The following is a 15,117-nucleotide window of genomic DNA, read 5'->3' as shown; positions in this document are numbered from 1 at the left end:
ACGATGCAGGGAGAACATGTGACTGACTCAGGCAATTGATGGGGAGGCGGGACGTTGCGAAGCCGATCCGCGAGCAATCCGTCCTACAGGCAGTTGTTCGGCGTGCTCGCCCGGGGAAGGCGCGCCCGGTTGGCAGGGCTGGGCCTGCTGCTCGCCGCGAGCTCGGCATTGCCGCTGGCCGGTCCGCAATTGCTGAGGGTGTTCATCGATGAGGTGGCGAGCGGCCGGTGGTCGGCCCTGTGGTGGCTGGTCGGCGCCTACCTGCTGGTCTCCGTCATCCAGCAGGTGGTGTCCGTCGGCTCCGTCTACGGAGCCACGCACTTGTCCTGGCGCGTCACCAACGCACTCCGTACGAAGGTGACGCGCCACATTCTGGACCTGGATCTGTCCTTCCACGACAGCCGGACACCCGGTGAAATGATCGAGCGGACCGATGGTGACATCACCGCGCTGTCATCGTTCGTCTCCACTTTCGCGGTTCAGATGATCAGTAGCGTCCTGACGCTGTCCGGCGTGCTCGTGCTCGTCCTCATCGAGGATTGGCGCGTAGGCCTCGGCCTGGCCGGGTTCGTCGCGGTCGCCGGAGTCACGCTGGTTCGCCTGCGGCACGCCGCAGTCCCTCGGGCCGCGGAACGGCGGGCCGCCTCGGCCACGCTGTTCGGCGAAATCGAGGAGAGGTTGTCCGGCGCCGAGGACCTGCGCGCCAACGGCGGGGGCGCGCACGCCCTGGGACGCTTCCAGCGGGCGCAGGACGCGCTGCTCCGGGCATCCGCGCGCGCTGCCGTCGCCACCCGGAGCATCTACGTCATCACCCTTGCGGTGTTCGCGGTCGGCAGTGCCTGCAGCCTCGGCGCGGGGACGGCGCTGTTCCATTCCGGGGCGATCACCCTGGGTACCGTTTACCTGTTGTTCCGATACACCACCTTGCTGCGCGATCCGCTGGAGCAGATCTCCTCACAGGTGCAGAAGGCCCAGGAGGCGATCGCGGGGTTCACCCGTGTCCAGGAACTACTGAACGAATCGCCGTCGATCGGCGACGACGGCCGGGCCACGATCCCCTCGGGGCCGCTCTCGGTGGAGCTGAAGCGGGTCCGCTTCGCCTACCGGGAAGGCGTACCGGTTCTGGATGACATCGACCTATACCTGAAGCCCGGCTCGGTCCTGGGAGTGGCCGGCCGTACTGGCAGCGGGAAGACAAGCCTGGTCCGCCTCATGCTCCGGCTGGCGGACCCCTCCGGCGGAGTGGTGCGGCTGGGCGGCGTGGATCTCCGTGAGGCACGCCTGAACAGCCTTCGCGGCAGTGTCGGCCTGGTCACTCAGAACGTACAGCTCTTCGACGCTTCCGTCCGGGACAATCTCACCTTGTTCGGTGCGCAGCCCGCCACCGATGCTCGCCTGGTCGAGGTGCTCCAGCAGCTCCAGCTCGGGCCGTGGTACCGAGCGCTGCCCGATGGCCTGGACACCATGGTGGGGATCGGGGCGGCCGGCGTGTCGGCCGGTGAGGCCCAGCTCGTCGCCTTCGCCCGGGTGTTTCTGCGGGATCCGGGACTGGTGATCCTGGATGAGGCGACCTCGCGCCTGGATCCGGTCAGCGAGGCGCGCATCGAACGGGCCGTCGACACCCTGATCGAGGGACGTACCGCGATCCTCATCGCCCATCGGCTCGCCACCCTCGATCGCGCCGACGAGATAGCCGTCCTGAGCCGGGGCCGCATCGTGGAACACGGTTGCCGGGAGGACCTCACCACCGACCCCTCGTCCCGTTTCGCCCAGTTGCTCACCACCGCCGGCGGGGCCGCGAGATGACCATCCGACTTACCCTGAAGGTGGCCCGCCACCGGATAGGACTGTTCTCGGCCGTCGTCCTCCTGCTCGTCACGTCCAACGGCCTCGGGCTGATCACCGGCTGGCTGCTGCAGAAGATCTTCGACTCACTCACCGGCGCCGCCTCTGCCGGATGGGGGACGTACGAGCTGATCGCCGTGCTCATCGCGGTGGAGGCCGTCCGGATGGGCGTCGTCTGGGGCGGAATGTTGTGGACGATCTGCATGGAGTCCATGCGCGGGCTGCTCAGGGGCAATCTCCTCCGCGCCCAGGTACGGGGGCCTCGGGCCGTCCTGCCGGCGTCAAGTGGTGAGGCGATCAGCCGGTTCCGCGACGACGTGGATGACTTCCTCGGATTCGCCGACACGGGCGTCTACGTGGTGGGAAAACTGGCCTTCGCCGCCGGAGCCATGACGATCATGCTGAGAGTCGATCCCCTCGTGGCTGTCGCCGTGGTGCTGCCCCTGACCGCGATGATGATCGGCGCCCGGATGGCCGGCCACCGGATCCGCTCGCACCGGGTCGCCTACCGGCAGGCGTCCGCCGCGGTGACCCGGCTGCTCGGTGAGGTGTTCGGCGCGGTTCTCGCGATCAAGGCGGCGCAGGCCGGCGACGGGGTCCTGCGGCGGCTCGACCTGCTCAACGAGCAACGCCGTGCGGCCGGGCTGCGCGATCAGCTCATCAGCGCGTTGTTGTCGGCGTTCAACCGCACGACCGTGGATGTGAGCGTCGGGCTGGTGCTGATGCTCGCCGTACCCGCGATGCGACGTGGCGATTTCACCATCGGCGATCTCGCCCTCTTCACCGCCTACACCGGCACGCTCGTCTACCTGCCGCACTACGGTGGCCGTCTGCTCACCCGGCACCGCCAGTCCGGGGTGGCGATCGAGCGCCTGAGCGAACTGCTCCCCACGCAATCGCCGGCGGACCTGGTGGCGCGCCGGCCCGGCCACACGACGCCGCCGCGTGCCGGCAGGCTCCGGAGCTTGCGCGTCCAGGGGCTCACCAGCGTGAACGCGATCTCCGGCCGCGGCGTTCACGAGGTGGACCTGTCCGTGACCGGCGGCACCCTCACCGTTGTCAGCGGCCCGGCAGGAGCGGGCAAGACCACCCTGCTGCGCGCCCTGCTCGGGCTCCTGCCCGCCCAGTCCGGAACGGTGTGGTGGAACGGCCGGCCGGTCGGGAACCGGGGCGCCTTCTTCATCCCGCCGCACTCCGCGTACGTGCCGCAGGTGCCGATGCTGTTCAGCGAGTCCCTTCGCGACAACATCCTGCTCGGATCCGAACCCACCGGCGCGGGTCTGACGGCCGCACTCCGGACCGCCGTCCTGGACGACGACCTCGGCTCCCTGCCCGACGGTCTGGACACCAAGATCGGCGCTCGCGGCGTACGCCTGTCCGGAGGGCAGATCCAGCGTGCGGCGATCGCCCGGGCACTGGTGCGTCACCCCGACCTCCTCGTGCTCGACGACGTCTCCAGCGCACTCGACGTCGAGACCGAGGGACGGCTATGGGACCGGCTCCTGGCCGATCGGCGCACGACGCTGCTCGTGGTGTCCAACCGGCCGGCCACCCTCGCCCGCGCCGACCAGGTCATCGAACTCGACCACGGCCGCGTCCGGTCTCGCGGGTGTGACGTTCGTTGAGCCCCTGTCTTCATCCGTCCCGAGGGCCGCTAGATCACTGACAGGGCCCGTTCGAGGTCGGCGCACAGGTCCTCTGGATCCTCCAGCCCGATCGACAAACGGAAGAATCCTTCGCCCGCCCAGTCCCGGTAGCGCCGGAGGTGCTCCGCGTCGAGCTTGAAGGTCGTGCGCTGAAGGTCGGCCGTCCGGGCCTCCAGAATGAGGCTTCGCGTCAGGCCCAGCGAGGCCGCGTAAGAGAAGACCCGCAGGTTGCCCTTGAGTCCCCGACCGAACTTCTCATGGTCCGCGACCGTGAAGGACACCATGCCGGACGGGCTGATCATCTGTCGCCGAGCCAGGGCGTGTTGCGGGTGGGACGGCAGTCCGGGATACCGGACCGACAGGACCTTGGGATGATCTTGAAGGAAGCGCGCCACCCGCGTGGCTCCTCGCGCGTGGGCGGCCATCCGGATCGGCAACGTCTCCAGCCCGCGAAGGATGAGCCAGCAGTTGAAGGCGCTGAGGGTGCCGCCGAGGTGAACCCCGATGTGGCGCCGCAGGCGATCCATCGGTTCCGCCCTGCCGAGCACCGCTCCCCCCAGTGCGTCGCCATGACCGCCCATGTATTTGGTCAGGGAGTACACCACGTAGTCGGCCCCGAGACGCAGGGGGCGGGTGACCGCGGGTGTGGCGAAGGTCCCGTCGACGCACAGCTCCGCTCCATGGTCGTGCGCGATCTGCGCGAGTGCCGATATGTCCGCCAGCTTGAGTACCGGGTTACACGGCGTCTCGGCGTAGATGAGGCGGGTGTTCGGACGCAACGCCGCGCGGACGTCGTCGAGATCCGACATGTCGGCGATGCTCACCTCGATCCCCAGGCCGGGCAAAAGCCCCCGGGTGAGTTCAGCGGTGCCGGCATAGCTGACGTCACTGACCAGCAGGTGATCGCCGGGCGAGAGCACCTGAAGCATCAGTCCCGAGATCGCCGCGATCCCCGTGGCGAACACCACCGCCGCCTGCGCGCCGTCCAGCAGAGCCAGCTTCTCTTCGAGTTGGGCCGCGTTCGGATGGCCTTCGCGTGCGTAGGCGAAGGGCACCTCCGCCTCGACCGTGGCCTCGGCGCTGAATCCTATGCTTCCGTACTCCGCGGCGAAGTTCGTCGAGGTCGCGATGTGCGGCCCGATGGCTCCTGTGACGGGATCGAGAGCCACCCCGCCATGCACTGCGAGGGTGCTGAAGCCCATGTCAGCCGTATCCGTTCCCATAGTGCACCATAATGCACTTTGAAGTGCATTATGGGCAAGGGTCAGGGTTGCCGAGTCGAGCTTCCTCTTTGTCGCGTACGCCGTCGTCCGCGGGGGCCCTGCGCGCGTCGACGACCAGGCTGCCGACCACGAGGACGCCGCCGACGAGGTCGAGCCACGTCAGGCGCTCCCCCAGCACGAGCACCGCGCCCAGCACCCCGAACACCGGGATCAGGGTGAGGTAGGTGGCCGCGCGCGCCACCGGCATCCGCGTGAGGGCAGTCAGATAGAGCCAGAACGGCAACGCGTAGTTGAGGACGCCCGCCGCGGCGACCAGCAGAAGCTGGGCAGGCGTGGCCGAGGACCACACCAACTGGCCCCCCAGCATGAGCTGACAGGCGATCACGAACCCCAGCGCCCACACCTGCTGCGTGAGCGCCGCCGCCAGCGGCCCGGTGGCGGCGACCTGCCTGGAGGCCACCACCACATAGACAGCGGCCGCGACCACGCTCGCGACGACGAGGCCGTCTCCTGCCCACGAACCGCCCCCTGCGCCGGACGAGAACGACACCAGCGCCGATCCCACCGTGGCGCCCCCGATGACGACGATGAGCCGCCGCTGCGGTCGCTGGCGTAGCAGCGCCCAGGCGATGAGCGGCACCATCACCGGCTCCAGGCTCCCCAGCACGCTCGCGTTGGCGGCGCTGGTGAGCGCGAGCCCGGCGAGGGCGAACTGGTAGGCGACCCCAGGCTCCAGCAGACCGACCCAGCCCTGCCGCCACGCGCCCTTGAGCGAGCATCGGGTGAGCGAGCAGGCGACGGCGAGTGCGCCAACGGAAGCGATCAGCTGCACCACCAGCACCGAGCCGGGAGCCGCCCCGGTCACGTCGAGCGCCACCTTGGTCAGCACCAGCCCGGCGGCCCACGTAGCCGCGCTGGCGACCATCAGCAGCGGCCCACCGGCCTTCATGAGCCCGGTCCTATCGCGAGGGTAACGGGGCACCGATCCTGCGGGCAGCGGTATTCATCGCACAACCGGCAGATCCGCTCCGCCGACTCCTCGTCACCGGTAACGGCGGTCAGCAGCGCCGAGATCACCCGCTCGACATCGGCACGTTCGGCGGCCGGCAACCGTTCGATCGCCTGCCGCAGCCAATCGAGGCGGGCGTCAGCCTGCCGTTGCCACAGTTCCTGGCCTGCCGACGTCAGATGGAGCGACACCGTACGACCGTCCATGCCCGCACGACGCTCCACCAGCCCCGCGCCGGCGAGCCGATCCACGGCGCGGACCGTGCCGGGTTGCGTGATCCCCAGAGCGACCTGCATCGCCCCGATGCTGCATCCGGGCGCCACCGCCACCGCGTTGAGCGCCGCCGCGTCCGTCGGCGCCAGCCCCGACGACGCCCCGAGCACCGCATTCTGCGCATCGGTCAGGGCGATGCCGAGCGCACCGAGAAGATTGGCCGTCCGATAACACATGACTCATGTATATAACTCATGCATATGTTTGTCAAGATCATCAATGCGGCCACCGCCGGTCGCACCGAAATTTCAGGCGGCACGCTCGTCAACCTGACCGGCGGCTCCCCACCCACGGCGAGCAATAGGCTGCTCGAGCACTACCGGCGCCGGCCGGTCAGGCGGGTGGTGTCCAGCCAAGGGTCCTTTCGACGGCGGCGTGGAACACCTTCGCCGGGATCATCCTGGTGACCAGGTTGCGCGTGGCGGCGGTGACCGGATGCGGCGCCTGGGCGAGTTTCGCGAAGCGGGCGCAGGCGCGCATGAGCCTTCCGTACGCGGTCGAGCGCCGCGTCGACGTCCGCACGGATGCCGGCGAGTTCGGCGCTGAGCACGACCGCGGCCGGCGCAGCTCCCTGACCGAGGTCGGGCGTCATCGGATGGGCGGCGTCCCCGATCAGAACCACCCGGTCTTCGTGGTACGCGGGCAGAGGCGTGAACAGGTAGAAGCGTGTCACTCCTTGGCAATCCCGAACCAGGTGGTGAGGGCCTGGAGCGGGTGGTCGTACCGGAGGAGTTCGCCGAAGACCTGCCGGAGCGCCTCGGCGGCCGGCAGCTCCACCTCGCCCATCCTGGAGACCTCACTGCTGGTGGAGCCGGAAACCCGATGCCGCCGCGCTTGCGCACGATAGGCCGCCATCGCAGCCGACCACGTAGCGGGCCCGCAGCCGGTCGCCTCCCAGGTCGATCGTCAATATTTCCAAGTGCGCAATTTTGCTCAACCGGCAGCGGCCCTAACGCGGATCGGACTGCAAGTAGGTCAGGACGGCCCGCACGCGGCGATTGTCGTCGTCAGAGGGTGCGAGCCCCAGTTTGAGGAAGATGCCGGTCGTGTACTTGCCGACCGACTTCTCGGTGATGAACAGCCGTCCGGCGATGGCGGCGTTCGAGCGTCCCTCGGCCATGAGCCGCAGGACCTCGTGTTCCCGGGGCGTCAGGTCGGCGAGCGGTTCGTCCCGGCCGCGCCGGGTGAGGAGTTGTGCGATCACTTCTCCGTCCATCGCGGTGCCTCCGGCGGCGACTCTCCTGACGGCGTCGACGAACTCGGTCACATCGCCGATCCGGTCCTTGAGCAGGTAGCCGATCCCGCTGCCGCTGGAGAGGAGTTCCTTGGCGTAGAGCTGTTCGACGTACTGCGACAGGATCAGGACCGGCAGGCCGGGCTGGGTGCGTCGTGCCTGGATGACCGCTCGCAGGCCGTCGTCGGTGAGGGTCGGCGGCAGCCGTACATCCACCACGGCGATGTCCGGCCGGTGCCGGGTCAACGCCTCCAGCAGCAGCGGGCCGGTGGCGACGGCGTCCACGACGTCGAAGTCGTACGCCACCAGCAGCCGGATCAGCCCGTCTCTGAGGAGAGCGTGATCTTCGGCGACGACAACGCGCATGGCACCTCCATGATGATCTCGGTCGGCCCGCCGCGCGGGCTGCGGACGGTGAGCGTGCCGTCGAAGACGGACAACCGGCTCCGAACCCCTGCCAGACCCCTGCCATGATCCAGGCTCGCGCCGCCGACACCGTCGTCCCCCACGACCAACCTCAACACGCCGCCGTCGTAGGCCAGGCCCAGCCAGGCGCGGTCCGCCGAGCTGTGCTTGGCCACGTTCGTCAGCGCCTCGACGGCGGCGAAGTAGGCCGCCGACTCCACCGGCGCCGGCGGGCGCCCCTGCACACCGCCCTCCACCCGCACCGGCACGGGGCACAGCAGCGCGGCCGCCTCCAGCGCACCCGGCAGGCCCCGGTCGGCCAGGACAGGTGGATGAACGCCCCGGACCAGATCGCGGAGTTCGGCCAGCGCGGTGGTCGCGGACTCCCGGGCCTCCATCACGAGGCGGCGGGCTTGTTCGGGATCGCCGGCGATCGATTGCTCGGCCAGTCCCAGGCTCATCGAGAGCGCGACCAACCGGGCCTGCGCGCCGTCGTGCAGATCACGTTCGATCCGCCGAAGCTCGGCCGCCTGCGTGTCGACGGCCATCGACCGTGAGGCGGTCAGCTCGGCCACCCGTGCGGCCAGTTCGGCGCGATCGGCCGGAACCAGGAGGTTCCACGTGATCCTCGCCTGCAGGCGGCACAGCCAGGGCAGCAGCAACCAGGCGATCAGCACCAGCAGTGCGGCCGCGAACGCCTGCGCCACCGTACCGGCGAGATCTTTCGGCTTGCTCATCACCGCCACGGCCCCGGCCACGAGCGCGCCGGGCACGAGCGTGGTACCGGCCGCGACCGGCCCGCAGGCGAGCAGCCAGCGGATCTCGCGACGTGTACGCGGGTCGCGCAACCGCGCGCCGAGCCGGCGCTGGGGCCGCTCGCCGTACGAACCGGAGGATGGGGTGCCGAGCACGCGCGCGGCCCATCGGCCGTGCAGCCCGGCCAGTGCCCTGACCAGCACCAGCGCCTCGATCAGAACGGGCAGGCCAAGGCCGGCGACCGGCACCAGGATCAGCCCGGCCACGACCAGCACCACCAAGGACAACGCTGCGGCACCGGTGAGGAGGCCCAGCACGAGGCCGCCTGCGGACGCCATCCGGCGCCGGACGTGCGCGCCGAATCGCCGCGCGGTCATCTCCCCTTGCATGACGACCCATTCTCCCGCGTCACCGTCCCGCCCGCAGGGGGTGTAGGCCCCCATGATCGGGGGCCCAGGCCCGTGGCCGCCTCGGCGTGGGGCCGGAAACGATGTGGTCTCGTCCATCGGAGAAGGAGATCACGTGTGATCGGCAAAATCATCGCTCTAGCGACTCTCGTGGCCGCTTCCTGCACGTCGGCGGTGGCCGCGGCCGGGGGCGAGCCCCTGGACTGGGGGCCGTGCCCGGCCGATTCCGCACCCTCCGGCGGCTGGCCCGCCGAGGCCAGGTGCGCCACCCTGCGCGTGCCCTTGGACCATGGGAAACCGCGAGGACAGACCATCGGCATCGCCGTGTCCCGGGTTCCCGCCACCGGTCCCGACCGGCGGGGTGTGATGCTCGCCAACCCCGGCGGCCCAGGGGTGCCGGGACTGGCCTACACCGTGGGCCTGGCCGGAGTCGGCCCGCCGTCCGTGCGACGGGCGTTCGCGCGGTTCGACCTGATCGGGTTTGATCCGCGGGGAACCGGCAGGAGCAACGCGATCTCCTGCGGGCTGACCGACGAGCAGATCGTGTACTCGCAGGTGCCGTTCCCGCACCACGACGACGCCGCCACGGCGGAGTCGATCGCCACGTCCTGCGAGCGCCGAGCCGGAGCCATTCTGCCTCACCTCACCACCGCCAACACGGCCAGGGACATGGACCTGCTGCGCCAGGCGCTCGGCGAACGGAAGATCTCCTTCTACGGCAACTCCTACGGCACCTACCTGGGAGTCGCGTACGCGTCGATGTTCACCCCGCACACCGATCGGATCACCCTGGACTCCAATGTCGACAGCGAACACGGCTGGTATCACCAGAACCGCCTGATCGGCCGGGCCTCCGAGCTCCGTTTCGACGACTTCGCGGCATGGGCGGGCGGCCAGGACCAGACCCTTGGTCTCGGCTCGGAGGCCGCCGCCGTCCGTGCCCGTTTTCTCGCGCTGGGCACCCGGCTGGACGCGGCGCCGATCCGCGTCGGCGCGTTCACCATGGACGGGCGCGAGCTGCGCAGGGCGACGTACGCGCTGCTTCGCTCCAACGGCGCCTTCCCCTCCCTCGCCGGCCTGATCCAGTTTCTCGGCAGGCTGCCGGGCGCCCCGCCAGAGCCGGCCGTGGCAGCGCTCCTGAACGCCTTGACCACCGGGGCCACCGCCGACGGCGACCGGGAAGTCTCCGCCTTTCTCGCCATTCAGTGCTCCGACACCGCGTGGCCGCGTGACATCGAGGTCTACCGGCGCAACACGCGGGTGGACGCCAGGCGCTACCCCATCACCCGGGGCGGATTCGCCAACGTCAGCGCCTGCGCCTTCTGGCCGGGCGAGCCGACCGGCGAACCGGTCAGGGCCGACGCGTACGGCCCGCGGAACATCCTCATGCTGAACAACACCCGAGACCGGATCTCCGATCTGGGCGGGGCCCTCGCCACCCGTCGCGCCTTGGGACGACGGGCGGCGTTCGTCACCGTGGAGGGATGGAACCACGCGATCCTCGGCAACGGCAACAAGTGCGCCGACAGGCACATCGCCGACTGGATCGGCGACGGCGTCCTGCCCGGGAAGGACGCTTCCTGCCCAGCCGTTTCAGAGCGCGGGCTTCGTCGGGGTGGTGCGGATCTGGTCGAGGTAGTTGTACGCGGTCACCCGGGAAATGCCCAGCCGGCGGGCGATGCGGTCGATGGAGCGTTTCACGAAGAAGGCCCCCTTGGCGTCCAGGAACCGGAGAACCTCCAGCTTGTCGTCCTTGGACATCAGGGCCACTGACCTCCCGCCGATCGCGGTCTCGATGAGGTTGTCCAGCACCTCGACGATGTCGCTCGCGAAGATCTCCTCGCGCACCGGCGCGTCCCCGTCGAGGATCGCCGCCAGGTTGGCCCGTGCGGCCTGCAGGGGTGTCATGTCCACGTTGATACAGAAGGCCGCGACCACCCGCCCGGAGTCGTCGCGGATGTAGACCGAGGAGGAGCGCAGTTCCCGGCCGTCTTTGGTACGGGCCCGGTAGCCGAACTCGTCGTGGTCCTCCGCCTCGGTCTTGAGCACCTCAAGGCCGAGGTTGGTCGAAGGGCCTCCCACCTGACGCCCGGTCACGTGGCCGTTCTCGATGGCGGCGATGGTCTTGTGCATGTCGTGGCGTGACAGGTCATGCAGCACGACCTCGCAATGCGGGCCGACGGCCGCCGCGATCGCCTTCATGATGGGGCGCAGCAGCGGCTCGAACTCCTCGATGGCGCTCACGCGGACAGTGTCCCATTGACAGATTTTTTGTCCAGCATATTGATTCGTTGTAAAAGTTCTGACCACACTTGGCCATGCGCAAACTCGGAGCCTTATTAACGGCGGCGGTGCTGGCCGTGACGGCTTGCGGCGGAGGCGGCGGTACGGGCAAGCCGGCCGACGAGGGCGGGGAACTCGTCTTCGCGAACTTCCAGTGGCTCGAACCCAACCGCGGTGACCAGCTATGGAAAGCGGTGACCGGCTACCAGCAGGCCAATCCCAAGGCCAGGCTGAAGCAGCAGGCGATCACCCGCAAGGATTACGAGAGCACGCTCAAGACGCAGATGGGCGCGCGCGGCGGGCCGGATATTCTCCTCATTCCCGATACCTTCTTCCCGGAACTGGCCCAGAACGGCCTGCTCGAACCGGTCGGTGACGTGCTCGCCCCCGAGGACAAGGCCAAGCTGAACAACGGCAACAAGGCGGCCGTCTTCAAGGAGGAGCAGCTCGCGTACGCCTGGGAGATCGTCAACTACGCGTTGTTCTGGAACGAGAAGCTGCTGAAAGAGGCCGGGGTCGAACCGCCCACCGACCTGCCCGGCCTGGTCGCGGCGGCCAAGGCCATCAAGGACAAGACCGGCAATCCCGGCTTCGCCGTACGGCATCAGATCAACGAGGAGGCGCCCTGGTGGATCGACTTCTCCAACTGGCCGTACGGGTTCGGCGGCGGCTGGTCGCGGGGCGGCAAGCTCACCATCGACTCCCCGGAGAACGTCGCGGCGGTCACCGCGTACAAGCAGATGTACGACAGCGGCGCGATGTCCGTCGGCGACGACGCCTCCACCTTCCGGTCGAAGTTCAAAGAGGGCAAGATCGGAATGATGATCGACAACAGCTCCGCGTTGTTCACCATGGTCAACGGTAACCAGGCCGTTCCCAGCGCGAGCGGGGTCGGCGCGGGCAAACTGCCCTTCCCCGGCCAGGGCTCCAGCCACGCGAGCTTCTTCGTCGGAATCAACAAGAACAGCAAGAACAAGGCGCTGGCCAAGGACTGGCTGAAGTGGTTCTTCTCGGCCCGGGCGCAGGAGTCGGCCGCCGCCGCGCTGGGCGCCAGCGTGATCGGCACCGACGCCCAGCCACCGCGGGCGTTCCTGACCGAGAACCCGTGGGTCGAGACCTTCCGCGAACAGGCGCCGAACTCCAGCGACGCGGTGATCGACGGCTTCGAGACCAAGACGCCCCAGATCAGGCACATCGTGCTGCAGGAGATCGAGAAGGTCCTGGTGCAGGACGAGGACCCGGCGGCGGCACTGAAGCGGGCTCAACAGGAGGCGGAGAAACTGGCGTGACCCGGCGCTTGCCGTACCTCCTCATCGCGGGAGCGGCGGTCTACCTGGTTCTGCTGACCGCCGCGCCGCTGCTCAACGGCCTGTGGCTGAGCGTCACCGACGCCAAGCTGCTCAATCCCACGGCCGGAGAGTTCATCGGGTTCGAGCACTATGCCAACCTGCTGGGCGAGCCCGGCTTCTACCACTCGCTCGTGGTCACCCTCGTCTATTCGGCGGCGACCGTAGCCGGTTCTCTCCTGCTCGGGACGCTGGCCGCCGTTCTGCTGAACCGCACCTTCCCCGGGCGTACGGCGGCGCGGACCATCCTCACGATGCCCTGGGCGGTACCGACCGTGGCGGTCGCCCTGATCTTCGTGTGGATCTACAACAACGACAGCGGGGTGCTGAACCGGGGCGTGCGCGCGCTCGGTTTCGACGGCCAAGGCTGGCTCACCGACACCACCTGGGCCCTGACGGCGGTCACGGTGGCCTCGATCTGGAAGGTCTTCCCCTTCGTCATGCTCGTCGTGCTCGCCGCGCTGCAGTCGGTGCCCGACGAACTCTACGAGTCGGCGCGGGTGGACGGCGCCGACCCGGTCAACACCTTCCGGGACATCGTCTTCCCGTTCCTCACCCCCACGCTCAGGATCGTGGCCCTGCTGATGACGATCTGGTCGCTGCGGCGCTTCGACATCATCTGGCTGCTCACCCAAGGCGGACCGGTCGAGGCCACGAACACGGTGGTGATCAGCGTGTACCGCGAGTCGTTCCTCAACTCCGACCTGGGGTTGTCGGCGGCGCTGGGAACCGTCGGACTGCTGCTGGCGGCGCTGGTGACGGTGGCCCACTTCCTGCTCGACAGAAGGGAGGAGGCGTGGTGATCGGCCGGATCCTGCGTTTTCTCGCAGTGCTCGTGCTGGTGATCGGCACGGGCTTCCCGCTCTACTGGATGCTGACGACGGCCACGCGGACCACCGAGGAGATCTTCTCCGCGTCGCCGCCGCTGGTGCCCGACCCTGGCGGGCTGGATTTCGGCGCGCTCGGTCCGATGCTGGGCTGGCTGACCAACAGCGCCTTCGTGGCGTTCGGCACGACGCTGCTGAGCCTGTTGCTCGCCGTACTGGCGGGTTATGCCCTTTCTCGCTATCGGTTCCGCGGGAAGGGCGTGTTCGGCTTCGCGTTGTTCGCCACGCAGATGCTGCCCGAAGCACTAGTCGTCGTGCCGCTCTACGCGATCTTCCTGGTGGTGGGGCTGCTCAACGACCTCGGCGGGCTCGTGCTCGCCAATACGGCCTTCGCGATGCCGGTCGCCGTGTGGATCATGAAGAGCGCGATGGACCGGATCCCGATCGAGATCGAAGAGTCGGCGCGGGTGGACGGCTGCCCGCAGTACGCGATGCTCCCGCAGATCATCCTCCCGCTGGTGATGCCGTCGGTGGCCGCGGCGGCCGTCATCACGTTCTTCGACGGGTGGAACGAATTCCTGTTCGCCAACACGTTCATGGTCGACAAGGAGAAGTGGCCGGCGTCCAAGGGGCTGGCCTCCTACGTCGGCGAGTTCGTCACCCCGCTCGGCACGGTGATGACCGCGGCCCTGATCTTCACGGTGCCGGCCATCATCTTCTTCCTGCTGGTCCAGCGCAGGATCGTGAGCGGGCTCACCTCTGGGTCGGTGAAGGGTTAGATGCCGAACATTCGCTTCGACGCGGTCACCAAGAGCTTCGGTGACGTCAGCGTCATCAAGAACTTCGACGCGGAGGTTCCCGACCAGGAGTTCCTCGTCCTGCTGGGGCCCTCCGGGTGCGGGAAGTCGACCATGCTCCGCATGATCGCCGGGCTGACCGACATCACCAGCGGCACGCTGGAGTTCGACGGCGTGAAGGTGAACGGGCTCGAACCGCGCGAGCGGCGTATCGCCTTCGTCTTCCAGTCCTACGCCCTGTATCCGCACATGACGGTACGGGCGAACATCGCCTTCCCGCTGCTCATGGGCCGTTTCCGCTGGTATCACCATTTCCCGGTGGTCAACCGGCTGATGCGCCGGAAGTTCCTGCGCGATCCCGCGGTGCGCGACCGCGTGGAGGAGGTGGCCGCGATGATGGAGCTGACCGCGCACCTGGACCGGCGTCCCAAGACCCTGTCCGGTGGGCAGCGCCAGCGGGTCGCCGTCGCCCGCGCCCTGGTGCGTGAGCCGTCGCTCTACCTCCTCGACGAGCCGCTGTCGAACCTCGACGCCAAGCTGCGCACGCAGATGCGCGCCGAGATCAGCGCGCTCTACCAGCGGGTACGCAAGAGCTTCGTGTACGTCACGCACGACCAGGTCGAGGCGATGACCATGGGCACGCGCATCATCGTGATGAACGAGGGCGTCATCCAGCAGTACGGCACGCCGAAGGAGATCTACGACCGGCCGGCCAACACCTTCGTCGCCCGCTTCATCGGCAGCCCGCCGATGAACCTCCTGCCCCGGGACGGGCGGCTGCTCGGCGTACGCGCGGAAAAGGTGACGATCTCCGCAGAACCGGGCGGGCTACGCGGCAAGGTGGTGGTCGTCGAACACCTGGGCGCCGAGACCGTGATCGCCTTCACCCTGGACGGCCCCGAACTGCACTACGCGCGCATGCCGGGCGACCTGACGTTCGCGCCCGGGAGCGAGTGCCGGGTCGACCTGGACCTGACCGGCGCGTCCTGGTTCGACGCGGAAACGGGTGAGCGGCAGGCGTAGCCGTTCCGTCAGCCCCCATTCCGGACTCCCTTTCGGAGCGCGG

General features: G+C 68.7%; 14 protein-coding genes and 2 pseudogenes. 7 read left to right on the top strand and 9 right to left on the bottom strand.

The window, feature by feature from the left end; translation table 11 throughout:
- The first annotated feature begins 54 nt into the window (after positions 1 to 54).
- Positions 55 to 1,806, top strand: coding sequence for an ABC transporter ATP-binding protein (locus ACFWY5_RS49165; RefSeq protein WP_379639071.1), 1,752 nt, complete (start codon positions 55 to 57; stop codon positions 1,804 to 1,806).
- Positions 1,803 to 3,470, top strand: a complete 1,668-nt coding sequence (locus ACFWY5_RS49160) for an ATP-binding cassette domain-containing protein (protein WP_379639070.1) — start codon at positions 1,803 to 1,805, stop codon at positions 3,468 to 3,470. The genes ACFWY5_RS49165 and ACFWY5_RS49160 overlap by 4 nt, the downstream gene beginning before the upstream one ends.
- Positions 3,471 to 3,499: 29 nt before the next feature.
- Here the strand turns inward: ACFWY5_RS49160 and ACFWY5_RS49155 are convergent, their stop codons facing one another.
- The 8 genes and pseudogenes from ACFWY5_RS49155 to ACFWY5_RS49120 form a co-directional block, all read right to left on the bottom strand.
- Complete coding sequence (locus ACFWY5_RS49155; protein ID WP_379639069.1) at positions 3,500 to 4,693, bottom strand: trans-sulfuration enzyme family protein; 1,194 nt, start codon at positions 4,691 to 4,693, stop codon at positions 3,500 to 3,502.
- 49 nt (positions 4,694 to 4,742) lie between these two features.
- Complete coding sequence (locus tag ACFWY5_RS49150) at positions 4,743 to 5,663, bottom strand: DMT family transporter (RefSeq protein WP_379639068.1); 921 nt, start codon at positions 5,661 to 5,663, stop codon at positions 4,743 to 4,745.
- Positions 5,660 to 6,172: a MarR family winged helix-turn-helix transcriptional regulator gene (locus ACFWY5_RS49145; RefSeq protein ID WP_379639067.1), complete on the bottom strand. Its 513-nt coding sequence runs from the start codon at positions 6,170 to 6,172 to the stop codon at positions 5,660 to 5,662. The genes ACFWY5_RS49150 and ACFWY5_RS49145 overlap by 4 nt, the downstream gene beginning before the upstream one ends.
- A gap of 157 nt (positions 6,173 to 6,329) precedes the next feature.
- Positions 6,330 to 6,476, bottom strand: a complete 147-nt coding sequence (locus tag ACFWY5_RS49140) for a hypothetical protein (protein ID WP_379639065.1) — start codon at positions 6,474 to 6,476, stop codon at positions 6,330 to 6,332.
- Between the two features lie 76 nt (positions 6,477 to 6,552).
- Positions 6,553 to 6,690 (bottom strand): annotated as a pseudogene (locus tag ACFWY5_RS49135) (FAD-dependent monooxygenase); the annotation flags it as partial.
- The gene (locus tag ACFWY5_RS49130; RefSeq protein ID WP_379639064.1) at positions 6,666 to 6,851 is read right to left on the bottom strand and encodes a hypothetical protein; all 186 of its coding nucleotides are present in this window, start codon (positions 6,849 to 6,851) and stop codon (positions 6,666 to 6,668) included. The gene ACFWY5_RS49130 and the pseudogene ACFWY5_RS49135, both read right to left, overlap by 25 nt.
- A 94-nt stretch (positions 6,852 to 6,945) precedes the next feature.
- Positions 6,946 to 7,596 (bottom strand): response regulator, encoded by a 651-nt coding sequence (locus ACFWY5_RS49125; RefSeq protein WP_379639063.1) that lies wholly within the window; start codon positions 7,594 to 7,596, stop codon positions 6,946 to 6,948.
- Positions 7,548 to 8,768 (bottom strand): sensor domain-containing protein, encoded by a 1,221-nt coding sequence (locus ACFWY5_RS49120; protein ID WP_379622516.1) that lies wholly within the window; start codon positions 8,766 to 8,768, stop codon positions 7,548 to 7,550. Before ACFWY5_RS49120 ends, ACFWY5_RS49125 begins: the two co-directional genes overlap by 49 nt.
- Positions 8,769 to 9,164: 396 nt before the next feature.
- On the opposite strand from ACFWY5_RS49120, the pseudogene ACFWY5_RS49115 reads away from it, so the two are divergent.
- A pseudogene (locus ACFWY5_RS49115) lies at positions 9,165 to 10,370 on the top strand (alpha/beta hydrolase); the annotation flags it as partial.
- A 21-nt stretch (positions 10,371 to 10,391) separates the two neighbouring features.
- Here ACFWY5_RS49115 and ACFWY5_RS49110 read toward each other — a convergent pair.
- Positions 10,392 to 11,042: a transcriptional regulator gene (locus ACFWY5_RS49110; RefSeq protein ID WP_379622518.1), complete on the bottom strand. Its 651-nt coding sequence runs from the start codon at positions 11,040 to 11,042 to the stop codon at positions 10,392 to 10,394.
- Positions 11,043 to 11,116: 74 nt separating this feature from the next.
- Between ACFWY5_RS49110 and ACFWY5_RS49105 the strand changes: the two genes are divergently transcribed.
- From ACFWY5_RS49105 to ACFWY5_RS49090, 4 genes are read left to right on the top strand one after another with little or no spacing between them, the layout of a single operon-like run.
- Positions 11,117 to 12,370, top strand: coding sequence for an ABC transporter substrate-binding protein (locus tag ACFWY5_RS49105; RefSeq protein WP_379639062.1), 1,254 nt, complete (start codon positions 11,117 to 11,119; stop codon positions 12,368 to 12,370).
- Positions 12,367 to 13,230 (top strand): carbohydrate ABC transporter permease, encoded by an 864-nt coding sequence (locus tag ACFWY5_RS49100; RefSeq protein WP_379622522.1) that lies wholly within the window; start codon positions 12,367 to 12,369, stop codon positions 13,228 to 13,230. Before ACFWY5_RS49105 ends, ACFWY5_RS49100 begins: the two co-directional genes overlap by 4 nt.
- Complete coding sequence (locus ACFWY5_RS49095) at positions 13,227 to 14,033, top strand: carbohydrate ABC transporter permease (protein WP_379622525.1); 807 nt, start codon at positions 13,227 to 13,229, stop codon at positions 14,031 to 14,033. The genes ACFWY5_RS49100 and ACFWY5_RS49095 overlap by 4 nt, the downstream gene beginning before the upstream one ends.
- Positions 14,034 to 15,074, top strand: coding sequence for an ABC transporter ATP-binding protein (locus ACFWY5_RS49090; protein WP_379639061.1), 1,041 nt, complete (start codon positions 14,034 to 14,036; stop codon positions 15,072 to 15,074).
- Positions 15,075 to 15,117 lie beyond the last annotated feature (43 nt).

This window comes from Nonomuraea sp. NPDC059007, from assembly GCF_042740555.1.
Taxonomy (GTDB): Bacteria; Actinomycetota; Actinomycetes; order Streptosporangiales; family Streptosporangiaceae; genus Nonomuraea.
This window is presented reverse-complemented; position numbering and strand designations above follow the sequence as displayed.

Bases quoted from the DNA above. Each gene is read 5' to 3' on its own strand.
- ACFWY5_RS49160 (WP_379639070.1), top strand. From the start codon at position 1,803: ATGACCATCCGACTTACCCTGAAGGTGGCCCGCCACCGGATAGGACTG.
- ACFWY5_RS49155 (WP_379639069.1), bottom strand. From the start codon at position 4,693: ATGGGCTTCAGCACCCTCGCAGTGCATGGCGGGGTGGCTCTCGATCCC.
- ACFWY5_RS49150 (WP_379639068.1), bottom strand. From the start codon at position 5,663: ATGAAGGCCGGTGGGCCGCTGCTGATGGTCGCCAGCGCGGCTACGTGG.
- ACFWY5_RS49145 (WP_379639067.1), bottom strand. From the start codon at position 6,172: ATGTGTTATCGGACGGCCAATCTTCTCGGTGCGCTCGGCATCGCCCTG.
- ACFWY5_RS49140 (WP_379639065.1), bottom strand. From the start codon at position 6,476: ATGCGCGCCTGCGCCCGCTTCGCGAAACTCGCCCAGGCGCCGCATCCG.
- ACFWY5_RS49130 (WP_379639064.1), bottom strand. From the start codon at position 6,851: ATGGCGGCCTATCGTGCGCAAGCGCGGCGGCATCGGGTTTCCGGCTCC.
- ACFWY5_RS49125 (WP_379639063.1), bottom strand. From the start codon at position 7,596: ATGCGCGTTGTCGTCGCCGAAGATCACGCTCTCCTCAGAGACGGGCTG.
- ACFWY5_RS49120 (WP_379622516.1), bottom strand. From the start codon at position 8,768: ATGACCGCGCGGCGATTCGGCGCGCACGTCCGGCGCCGGATGGCGTCC.
- ACFWY5_RS49105 (WP_379639062.1), top strand. From the start codon at position 11,117: ATGCGCAAACTCGGAGCCTTATTAACGGCGGCGGTGCTGGCCGTGACG.
- ACFWY5_RS49090 (WP_379639061.1), top strand. From the start codon at position 14,034: ATGCCGAACATTCGCTTCGACGCGGTCACCAAGAGCTTCGGTGACGTC.